This is a genomic window from Bacillus sp. AFS017336 (assembly GCF_002555445.1).
Taxonomy (GTDB): domain Bacteria; phylum Bacillota; class Bacilli; order Bacillales; family Bacillaceae_G; genus Gottfriedia.
In genome coordinates, this window is record NZ_NUCO01000151.1 from 51,655 (window position 1) to 62,502 (window position 10,848).

The 10,848-nt window shown below is 34.2% G+C and carries 9 protein-coding genes; 5 read left to right on the forward strand and 4 right to left on the reverse strand.

The window, feature by feature from the left end:
- Positions 1-92 precede the first annotated feature (92 nt).
- The gene (locus CN601_RS25610) at positions 93-2,480 is read left to right on the forward strand and encodes a penicillin acylase family protein (protein WP_098172766.1); all 2,388 of its coding nucleotides are present in this window, start codon (positions 93-95) and stop codon (positions 2,478-2,480) included.
- A 453-nt stretch (positions 2,481-2,933) separates the two neighbouring features.
- Positions 2,934-3,809: a patatin-like phospholipase family protein gene (locus tag CN601_RS25615; protein ID WP_098120161.1), complete on the forward strand. Its 876-nt coding sequence runs from the start codon at positions 2,934-2,936 to the stop codon at positions 3,807-3,809.
- 301 nt (positions 3,810-4,110) lie between these two features.
- Here the strand turns inward: CN601_RS25615 and CN601_RS27170 are convergent, their stop codons facing one another.
- Together CN601_RS27170 and CN601_RS25620 are read right to left on the reverse strand one after the other, a co-directional pair.
- Positions 4,111-4,254, reverse strand: coding sequence for a hypothetical protein (locus CN601_RS27170; RefSeq protein WP_179865700.1), 144 nt, complete (start codon positions 4,252-4,254; stop codon positions 4,111-4,113).
- A gap of 187 nt (positions 4,255-4,441) precedes the next feature.
- Positions 4,442-5,761, reverse strand: a complete 1,320-nt coding sequence (locus CN601_RS25620) for an NCS2 family permease (protein ID WP_098120160.1) — start codon at positions 5,759-5,761, stop codon at positions 4,442-4,444.
- A 186-nt stretch (positions 5,762-5,947) separates the two neighbouring features.
- On the opposite strand from CN601_RS25620, the gene CN601_RS25625 reads away from it, so the two are divergent.
- Positions 5,948-6,814, forward strand: a complete 867-nt coding sequence (locus tag CN601_RS25625; protein ID WP_098172767.1) for an SDR family oxidoreductase — start codon at positions 5,948-5,950, stop codon at positions 6,812-6,814.
- Positions 6,815-6,861: 47 nt separating this feature from the next.
- Here the strand turns inward: CN601_RS25625 and CN601_RS25630 are convergent, their stop codons facing one another.
- A complete protein-coding gene (locus CN601_RS25630) occupies positions 6,862-7,074 on the reverse strand; it encodes a DUF1540 domain-containing protein (RefSeq protein WP_098120158.1) in 213 nt (70 codons plus the stop codon).
- A gap of 174 nt (positions 7,075-7,248) precedes the next feature.
- Here CN601_RS25630 and CN601_RS25635 point away from each other — a divergent pair, with 174 nt between their 5' ends.
- Positions 7,249-8,973, forward strand: a complete 1,725-nt coding sequence (locus CN601_RS25635; protein ID WP_098172768.1) for a phospho-sugar mutase — start codon at positions 7,249-7,251, stop codon at positions 8,971-8,973.
- Between the two features lie 37 nt (positions 8,974-9,010).
- On the opposite strand, the gene CN601_RS25640 is transcribed toward CN601_RS25635, so the two are convergent.
- Positions 9,011-9,271 (reverse strand): YhdB family protein, encoded by a 261-nt coding sequence (locus CN601_RS25640; protein WP_098120156.1) that lies wholly within the window; start codon positions 9,269-9,271, stop codon positions 9,011-9,013.
- Between the two features lie 714 nt (positions 9,272-9,985).
- Between CN601_RS25640 and CN601_RS25645 the strand changes: the two genes are divergently transcribed.
- Positions 9,986-10,848: SpoVR family protein (locus tag CN601_RS25645; RefSeq protein WP_142317439.1), on the forward strand; the 863-nt coding region annotated here is incomplete at its 3' end.

The following is a 10,848-nucleotide window of genomic DNA, read 5'->3' on the forward strand; positions in this document are numbered from 1 at the left end:
TACCGTATTCGTAATAAGAAGGAATGTAATAAGTATTGAAGAATGTATATACAGTATATATTTTATATGCAGTTTAAGCAGGAGGGAGAAAAATGAGTACGTCAATTGAGATATCTAAAAATCGAAAGCGCTTTCCAAAGTGGGTTAAAATTACATCCGCAGTCTTAATTGTCATCATCTTGATCGTTGCGGGAACTGGTCTTTACTTAACAAAAAAATCATTACCAAGTATTAATGGAGATCTAACGATTAATCTATTAAATCATAAAGTAGAGGTCGTTAGGGATGTTAAAGGAGTGCCTCATATAAGTGCAAAAAATTTGCATGATTTATATGTGACACAGGGATATGTAACTGCACAGGATCGTTTATTTCAAATGGACTTAAGCAGGAGACAAGCATCGGGGCAATTAAGTGAAGTAATCGGCGACGCAACAGTAGATCGTGACTCATATTTTCGAACCCTTGGCTTAAGGAGAGCTGCAGAAGCTTCTTATAGCAAATACGATAAAAATGCTCAAAATGTTTTAAACTGGTATGCAGAAGGAGTGAATGCGTACATTAACTATGCAAAGAAGGAAAATAAACTACCGATCGAATTTAAAATTTTAAAATATAAACCAACCAAATGGTCGGCAATTGATTCGCTTGTAATTGGAAAATATATGGCGTTCGATTTAGGCGGGCATTGGAATGAGCAAGCATTTCGATATTATGCTATGAATAAATTCCCAAAAGACAAGGCTTTGGAACTATTCCCAGCTAATAATGATTTAGACCCGTATATTATTCCAAGTAATACTGCAAAAGTGGATGTTGAAAAAAGCTTTGCGAGCGCAATCATTCCTCCTATTTGGAACGGAAGTAATGATTGGGTAGTCAGTGGCTCTAAAACTAAGTCCGGCAAACCAATATTGGCAGATGACCCACATCTGGGATTAGCAACACCAGCGGTTTGGTATGAAACTCAATTAAAATCTGGTGATATGAATGTTAGTGGGGTAATTTTTGCAGGAGTACCAGGTATTATCGTAGGTCATAATGAACATATTGCCTGGGGAGTAACGAATGTTGGCCCAGATGTACAGGATTTATATATTGAAAAACGAAATCCTAGCAAGTCAGACGAATTTTTGTATGACGGTAAATGGGAAAAAGCACAGGTCATAAATGAAACTATTAAAATTAAAGGTAAAAAGAGTAAAGTTTTACCTGTCATGATCACTAGACATGGCCCAGTGATCTCAGAATTTGCAAGTGATGCGGGAAAGAAAACTGTTTTTTCATTACAATGGACAGCGCTACAACCAACAACTGAGCTCGAAGCAGTGTTAAAGTTTGATGTTGCAAAGGATTGGAATACCTTTAAAGAAGGGCTAGCTTTATTTGAAGCACCTGCACAAAATTTCGTCTTTGCCTCAGATGACGGCACAATTGCCTATCGAGCAAACGGAAAAATTCCAATTCGTAAAAAAGGTAATGGTCTAATGCCAGTGCCAGGTTGGACTAGTGATTACGGTTGGAAAGGCTATATTCCATACGATAAATTACCAACGAGCGTAAATCCAAAAGAAGGATTTATTTCATCTGCTAATAATAAAGTAGTAGATGATTCGTATCCATACCACATCTCAAATTCATGGGCACAGCCTTATCGTCAATTACGCATTCAAGAAGTATTAAAATCAAATGACAAACTGACCGTAAAAGATATGCAAAACCTGCAAATGGATGAAATGAACCTACAAGCAAAAGAACACGCACCGAAGTTTATTCAATCACTAAAACAAAATGAAAACCAACTAACATCTGTAGAAAAGGCAGCTTTAAAGAATCTCGAAAAATGGAATTTTGTAGATGATAAAAATGAGGCATCACCCCTTATATTCCAAATGTGGATGACAGAAATTAATAAAGCACTATTTGATAAACAAATCTCAAAAGACATGATGGATTTATTTGGGGATCAAAAAGTCGTAGTTGATCAACTTTTACGCGACAGTTTAAGTGGTAAAAAAGTAATCTGGATTGATGAACAAGGCGGAATTGACAAATTTTTATTAAAAACATTCAAAACAACAATTAAAAATATTAGTAAAGAAGATGGTAAAAAAGTATCTAATTGGAACTGGGGAGATCACCATAAAGTTGCTTTTGAACACCCACTATCAAGCATAAAAATTTTAAGCTATTTCTTTAACGCAAAAAACCCAATCCCGGTAGGTGGTAGTGCAACAACCGTTAAAGCTACAGGGTATGATGACCAAGGAATAGTAGACCACGGTGCATCTTGGAGAACTGTAGTAGATTTCGCAGATTTAAGTAAATCAACAAACATAGTAGGTCCCGGACAATCTGGCAATCTCGGAAGCAAATGGTATAGCGACCAAATGGAAGACTGGGCAAACGGAACTTATCATACTACTTCGTTGAAAAATGTTGACGGTGAGAAAGAAATTTTGGGACCTGGGAAAAAGTAAATAGACGTTTTGGGCAGACCTCGTGGAGGTCTGTTTTTTTGTGAGAGGTGAGTTAAATAGGTGGAACTGGGCGATTTTTAAGGAAATCTGGTCAATTAATTATGTAATTGATTAGATTTGTGTGAAATCAGTTAATATAGTGATGGTTTTAGAGAAAACCGTTATGTTAATTTCTGTTTAATTGTATAATTGACTATTTTAATTGCAGTTTTGGGAAATTTAATTGCACTTTTGCCGATTTTATTTGCAGTTGATTAAATTTAATTGCACAATTGCTTGTTTTAATTGCAGTTTTCATAAATTTAATTGCACTTTTGCTGATTTTATTTGCAGTTCATAATACCACAGAAACACGACTATTAACCCAACACGAATTTCTTCCCTTTCCTCACGCCATATACTAAAATATTTAAGTAGATTGTCTAAATCAACAGGAAAAAAGGGGGGCTGTAAATGAAGGATGGAATGGGCTTAGTTCTTGAAGGTGGCGGAATGAGAGGGATTTATACTGCTGGTGTTCTTGATTATTTTTTAGAACAAAATATAGAAATTCCTTATGTAATAGGTGTTTCTGCAGGTGCTTGTATGGGAACTTCTTATCTTTCGAAACAACACGGGCGTAATAAACGAGTGAATACGGAATTTTTACAGCATCCAGATTATATTTCTTTTAAAAATTTAATTCGTAATAAGCAGCTTTTTGGTATGGACTTATTATTTGATATTATTCCAAATGAATTAGATCCATTTGATTTTGATTCATTTTATAATGCTGAGCAAAAATTTGTGGTTGGTACGACTGATTGTGTTACGGGTAAACCCGTTTATTTTGATAAAAATCAAATTGTAGATTCAACTGATATGTTAAATATAATTCGAGCTTCAAGCTCGTTACCTTTTATGGCTCCGATTATTGAGTTTAATGAGCATTTCTTGTTGGATGGCGCCATTGCTGATCCGATTCCTATTTGTAAATCTGAATCTGATGGGAATAAGAAAAATATAGTTGTTTTAACTAGAAATGCTGGATATCGCAAAAAGCCTTCAAAAGGAACTTGGTATTTGCAGAAAAAATATAAAGAGTATCCTGGACTTATTCAGGCAGTTTTAAATCGATATGAGCTTTATAATAAACAGCTTGATTATATTGAGGAGCAAGAAAAGGCTGGGAATATTTTAGTTATTCGTCCTTTAAAAAAGTTAAAGGTTGGACGAATCGAACGAAACAAAGCTCGTCTTTTAGAGTTATATAAAGAGGGCTATGAAGATGCAAAAAGTCTTAGTGAACAAATCCAAGAATTTATTTCTTACGCAAAAACGACCTGTTAAAATGCAGGTCGTTTTTTTTATATTGAAAAAGCAATACAGACTGATTGAAAGCGCTTGTCTTCCAAGGCGTGAAACATTATGAGTTGTAGATTTGCTTATTGGTTAATTTGATGCTAATGAAACAGCGGAGAAATTCGAGCGTTTATCAACAGTGTGATCGACCTATAAATTTAGGTCGCTAATATAGGGGGAAGGGAGATAAATGATTAATCCTTATTATTGTTGTTGTTTTTGTTATTATTGTTCATCATGTTTTTAATCATCATTTCAAACATTACCATATCGACACCTAAACACGGATTCATACATCCACAGTTACTTCTTCTTCTGAAGCAACAGCTTCTGCAATTGCAGTTACAATCATGGCGACGGCAATCGCAACGATCTCTATCACAATCATCAAAATCGCAACGTCTTCTTCTGCAATCGTCACAATCACAGTCATTTCTTCTACAGCTACTTGAGTTCATGTTAACTTGATCTTGGTTGTTCCACATCGTAGAACACCTCCTTGATTAATCTACATATACAAGGTATGCATAGATGTCCTATCGAGGAAAGGCTAGTACCTAAATAAAAAATAAAAAAGCACATTAATCTTTTATAGATTATGTGCTTTGAATGATTTGAAATTAGTGTTGGAAGAAAGCTAATTGGATTAAGAATAAAATACCAAATATATAAATAACTGGTTTGACTTTTTTTGCTTTCCCTTTAACTATTTTTAATAGTGGGTACGTAATAAATCCAAGAGCAATACCTGTTGCAATACTTGAAGTAAGTGGCATTGAGAGAATTACTAAGAATGCTGGGAAAGCTTCCTCAAAGTTATCCCACTCAATATGACGAACGCTACCCATCATTAAGCAACCTACTACGATTAGTGATGGTGATGTAATTGCTGCAACATCAGAAATTGAATTAACAAGTGGGCTAAAGAATGCTGCAAAAACGAATAGTAATGCAACTACAAGTGCCGTTAAACCTGTTCTTCCTCCAGCAGCAACACCAGCTGTAGATTCGATATAAGCAGTTGTTGGTGAAGTACCGAACATTGCACCAATTGTTGTACCAAGAGAATCGGATAACATCGCACGACCAGTACGTTTCTCATCCTTCTTATTTAATAATCCCGCTTGTGATGCAACACCTAAGAATGTACCTGTCGTATCAAAAATTGTAACTAATAAGAATGAAAAGACAACTGAATATAGTCCATAATGAATCACATCTGAAAATGCAGTTATTGGATTAGAAACAATGATATGCTCAGGTAATTTAGGAAAAGAGAAGATGCTTCGGAAAGAGAAGATACTTCCTTTAATGTGTAACATTCCAGCAAAGCCTGCGATGATTGCTGTTGTAACCATTCCGAAGAATAAAGCTCCATTTACATTTAGGGCAAATAATATAACTGTAATTGCAATACCGACTAATGTAAGGACTACTCCTTTAGAATGTAGATCGCCTAATCCAACAAGATTATCTTTGTTAGCAACGATAATACCAGAAAGACGTAAGCCTATAAAAGCGATGAATAATCCAATTCCAACACTAATTGCATGTTTTAGTGTATTTGGAATTGCTTCTATTAAATGAGTTCTAAATTTAGTTAAAGATAAAATAACAAATAATATACCAGTAACAAATACTGCTGAAAATGCTAAATGATAAGAAATACCGTGTGCTTTTGAAACAACTGAATAAGCAAAATATGCATTCATTCCCATACCAGGAGCAATCGCAATAGGGTAGTTTCCGAACAATGCCATAAATAATGTTCCAACCAATGTTGCAATGATTGTTGCTGTAAATGCTTGGTTAAATGGAACACCAGCAGCGGATAATATAATAGGATTTATAATAATTATATAAGCCATAGTTAAAAAAGTGGTAAAGCCGGCTATAACTTCTGTTTTAACGGTGGTGTTAGCCTCTTTTAATTTAAACATAATCGTTCTCCTTGTTAAAAAATACGAATGATAAACTCAACAGTTATTAATAATATTCGTTTTATGCTAAAAGTGCAATACTTTTTTAGAATTTAACATCTTTTAACAATTGACTTATGTTTAGTATTCCAAAAAGTATGATTTGGGTATGCTAAATCTGAATTATTTATAAGGAGGATGTAGTAAATGACTCAAAAACAGTTTCCGACTAAATTTATTCCGCAGCATCAAAATAAGCAACCAGGTATCGAAAAGGAAATGACACCAATCCCTTTATCGGATGATCCAAATTACGTACCAAGTGGTAAATTAAAGGATAAAGTGGCCATTATTACCGGTGGAGATAGCGGAATCGGTAGAGCAGTTTCCATTTTATTTGCGAAAGAAGGAGCGTCTGTTTTTATTCCGTATTTTGATGAAGATGTCGACGCTGAAGATACAAAAAAATTCATTAATGACTTTGGTGGTAAATGTGAAATCATGAGATGCGATCTTCGAACTGAAGAAGTTTGTAAACAAGTCGTTCAAAATGCCATTCAATCATTCGGAAAAATCAATATTTTAGTGAACAATGCTGCTGTTCAGTATCCACAAAAGAATTTGGAAGACATTACCGAAGAACAATTAAGACGAACATTTGAAACAAATATTTTTTCAATGTTCTTTTTATCAAAAGCATGCCTTCCACATATGAAGCAAGGTGATTCAATCATTAATACGGCATCAATAACTGCATATAAGGGACATGATCAATTAATTGATTATTCAGCGACTAAAGGAGCAATTGTAACGTTTACTCGCTCACTTTCTACGAATCTTGCCCAAAAAGGAATTCGTGTGAATGGTGTAGCTCCTGGCCCAATTTGGACACCATTAATACCAGCAAGCTTTGATGAACAAGAAGTAGCGAAGTTTGGTAGCACAACACCGATGAAACGAGCTGGACAACCAGTAGAGCTCGCACCTGCTTATCTATACTTAGCTAGTAATGAAGCTTCCTATATTACAGGACAAATGATTCATGTAAATGGTGGAGTCATTGTGAACGGATAATAAATAAAAAGGTGCCATATACGGTTTATGTACATGGCACCACTTCATTAATATTTAGGTCGAAATGTGTGACAGCAAGTTTCACCACTATGAACGGCAGAAGTAGTTATTTGACCGTCTAATACTGCGTTTTGAATTGTTAAATCAACGTCGTTTGAGTATTCATAAGCTTCTGTTTGAACAAGAATTGAATCTGCTTGGCAAAAGTTTCCTTGTCCCCAAAAATTACAATTAGCAACACTACATCTTATTTCTGGCATGAACTCGCCCTCCTTTGTTTTTATTTTCTACATACTTTGCAATCTCATTCAGATTTAAAGTAGGAGCATTGTAGAATTTTTAAGGAGAATATTGTAAACTTTTATCAAGATAGAAGGAGTTAGGAAGACTTTTATCGAATCAAAACTCTGATTAAGTATAGGAGGAGAACAAATATGAATTGGGAAACAACTTATAAAAAATGGATTAAATCACCGACATTAGATCAAGAATTGAAAGAGCAATTAATTAAACTTGAGAATAATCAGCTTATACTTAAGGAAAGCTTCTATCAAAATTTAGAATTCGGAACTGGTGGTATGCGCGGAGAAATCGGACCAGGTACGAATCGTATGAACATCTATACAATTCGCAAAGCATCTGCTGGTTTTGCAAAATATATTGAAAGCTTTGGTGAAGAAGCTAAAAACCGTGGCGTCGCAATTGCTTTCGATTCACGTCATAAAAGTCCTGAATTTGCAATGGAAGCAGCAAAAACATTAGCAACACATGGTATTAAAGCATATGTATTCAATGAATTACGTCCAACACCAGAATTATCATTTGCTGTACGTAGCTTAAACTGCTTCGGTGGAATTGTTATAACAGCTAGTCATAATCCTCCTGAATATAATGGATTTAAAGTTTATGGCGATGATGGTGGTCAATTACCTCCAGCTGCTGCTGACCAAGTAATTGATTACGTTAATTCATTTGAAAATGAGTTAGAAATTGAAGTATCTTCTGAATACGAATTAGTTGAAAAAGGCTTAATACATAGATTAGATGAAGAGATGGACAAATTATACGTAGAGCAATTAAAAACAGTTGTTGTAAACAATGATTTAGTTCAAGAACATGGTAAAGGTTTAAAAATTGTTTTCACACCATTACACGGCACAGCATTAATACCTGCAACGATGTCATTAAAAGCTGTTGGCTTTGAAAATGTAACAGTTGTGAAAGAACAAGCAATAGCAGATCCGAATTTTACAACAGTAAAATCACCAAACCCTGAAGAACACGCTGCATTTGAATATGCAATTCGTTACGGTAAAGAAATTGATGCTGACGTATTAATCGCAACTGATCCTGACGCAGACCGTTTAGGAATCGCTACAAAAAACGAAAATGGCGAATACGTAGTGCTAACAGGAAATCAAACAGGAGCATTAATGCTTCATTATTTATTAAGTCAACAAGATATTCCTTCGAACGCGTTATTGCTAAAAACTATCGTTACTTCAGAATTCGGTCAAGTAATCGCATCTAAATTTGGTGTTAAAACAATTGATACACTTACTGGATTTAAATTTATCGGTGAGAAAATTAAAGAATATGAACAAACAAATGAATATTCATTCTTATTCGGATATGAAGAAAGCTACGGTTATTTAATTAAGCCATTTGTTCGCGATAAAGATGCAATCCAAGCAACAGTACTTGCTACAGAAATTGCGACTTATTATAAAACAAAAGGTATGACTTTATATGAAGGTTTAAATAGCTTATACGAACAATATGGTTACTACTTAGAAGGATTAAAATCATTAACATTAAAAGGAATTGAAGGAACAGAAAAAATCCAATCGATTTTAACTAATTACCGTCAAAACCCACCTACTGATATTAATGGCTTAAAAGTAGTTACTGTTGAAGACTACAAACTTCAAGAGAAAACAACATTAGAAACTGGAGAGAAAGAACAAATTCTTCTACCAAAATCAAATGTATTAAAGTATCACCTTGAAGACGGCTCATGGGTATGCCTACGTCCATCAGGAACTGAACCAAAAATTAAATTCTATTTTGGAATCGTTGGACAATCTCGTGAAAACAGCATCCAAAAATTGGATAGTTTACAACAAGCATTTATGGAAAAAATTGAAGTATTAGTCTAAAAAAAAGAGCGACTATTTTGTCGCTCTTTTTGTCTATTTAAAGATGTTCTAATGATGATATGAAAGATTGTTCCTGGGCACTTTCATCCCTAGTAGCATGCTCAATATGCTGGAACATTCCTTTTAATTTTTCATCAATAATCGCTAAGTCCCTCTCGTATTTAAAGGCATGAAGAAAATGTTCTATACGCTTTGAAAAAAGCTCGTCTTTCGTATTTACCATTAACACGAGAAGCTTATCCCATTGACAACAATAAGTGTAATACAATGCTAAATCATAATCGGATTGTGCTTGCATTGTGAACCTCCTTTTAGAGGGTACACATAGTTTATGGCGAAAAAAAATAATTAGCCTTGAGAGAATTTGACAAGTGCTAGTGTAGAGGTTAGGTAAAAAAAGGATGGATATTTTAGTGGTTGGAAAAGAAGATGGTGTTGGGGATTAAGGAAGGTAGAAAATTTAATTAAATTAGTTATTTCTGATTGATTATGATTAATTTATTAAAGAAATGACTTAATTTTAGTTCGGCAGGGTCAGTATAAGAAGGAAATGAGCTGATTTTTAGTGATTTCCAGTCATTTTTAAGGTTTGTCTGAAGTTTATTTGCGATTTCCGGAAATTATTTGCGATACTCGGAATTTAATTGCGATTCCAGATTTATTCTCGATCCCGGAATTTGACTGAGCTATTTTCAGCAATCTTTCTTTCCAGATCATAAGAATACTTTTATTAAAACTAGAGATACTAACATTAAATAAATTCAAACCTAAACACTAGGGAAATTATGACCCTAAAATGGAAATTCCACAAAAAATAAAAAATTTCAAAAACAAGTTATATCTATCGCATAAAAAAAATAAAATGAACTACCGTATGAAATTTTTTCATACGTTTTTTTGCATTTTTCAATTTCGAATAAAGCTTATGAATATAGTAGAGATATGACTATTTTTACATTAATTCTATTTTCTGTTCATAGAATAATATAAGAAGAGACAGGAGGAGAGTGTGATGAAGGCAAGTGATTATAGGGCTTTGGAATATGCAATCGATGAAATAACAGAAATTGCGAGAGGATTTGGGCTAGATTTTTACCCAATGCGCTATGAAATCTGTCCTGCAGATATTATTTATACTTTTGGAGCATATGGTATGCCTACAAGATTCTCTCACTGGAGCTTCGGAAAACAGTTTTATAAGATGAAGCTTCATTACGATTTAGGATTAAGTAAAATTTACGAATTAGTTATTAACTCTGACCCATGTTACGCGTTTTTATTAGATACAAACTCTCTCGTTCAAAATAAATTAATCGTTGCACACGTTTTAGCCCATTGTGACTTCTTTAAAAATAACATTCGTTTCTCAAATACAAAGCGAGATATGGTTGAAAGTATGGCAGCTACTGCTGAACGAATTAAGCACTATGAACATATTTACGGAAAACAAGAAGTTGAAAATTTCCTAGATGCAGTCCTATCCATTCAAGAACATATTGATCCATCATTAATGAGACCAAAACTGGCATATGATTTAGAAAATGATTTTCCACTTAAAGAGAAGAAAAGAGTTACACCATATGATGATCTTTGGAATATGGATCTCAGTAAAGAGAAGAAAAATGATTCAAATCTTATCCCTATTAAACGGAAACAATTCCCACCTCAACCGGAAAAAGATATCCTCTTATTTATTGAAGAATACTCAAGAGAACTAGAAGAATGGCAACGTGACATTTTGACAATGTTACGTGAAGAAATGCTTTATTTCTGGCCACAGCTTGAGACGAAAATTATGAATGAAGGCTGGGCAAGTTACTGGCACATCCGCATCATGCGCGAACTGAACCTAGACTCAAACGAAGCAATCGAATA

Excerpts from the sequence above, each read along its gene's own strand:
- CN601_RS25630 (WP_098120158.1), bottom strand. The coding sequence starts at position 7,074 with ATGCCAGAAATAAGATGTAGTGTTGCTAATTGTAATTTTTGGGGACAA.
- CN601_RS25625 (WP_098172767.1), top strand. The coding sequence starts at position 5,948 with ATGACTCAAAAACAGTTTCCGACTAAATTTATTCCGCAGCATCAAAAT.
- CN601_RS25635 (WP_098172768.1), top strand. The coding sequence starts at position 7,249 with ATGAATTGGGAAACAACTTATAAAAAATGGATTAAATCACCGACATTA.
- CN601_RS25615 (WP_098120161.1), top strand. The coding sequence starts at position 2,934 with ATGAAGGATGGAATGGGCTTAGTTCTTGAAGGTGGCGGAATGAGAGGG.
- CN601_RS25640 (WP_098120156.1), bottom strand. The coding sequence starts at position 9,271 with ATGCAAGCACAATCCGATTATGATTTAGCATTGTATTACACTTATTGT.
- CN601_RS25620 (WP_098120160.1), bottom strand. The coding sequence starts at position 5,761 with ATGTTTAAATTAAAAGAGGCTAACACCACCGTTAAAACAGAAGTTATA.
- CN601_RS25610 (WP_098172766.1), top strand. The coding sequence starts at position 93 with ATGAGTACGTCAATTGAGATATCTAAAAATCGAAAGCGCTTTCCAAAG.
- CN601_RS27170 (WP_179865700.1), bottom strand. The coding sequence starts at position 4,254 with ATGACTGTGATTGTGACGATTGCAGAAGAAGACGTTGCGATTTTGATG.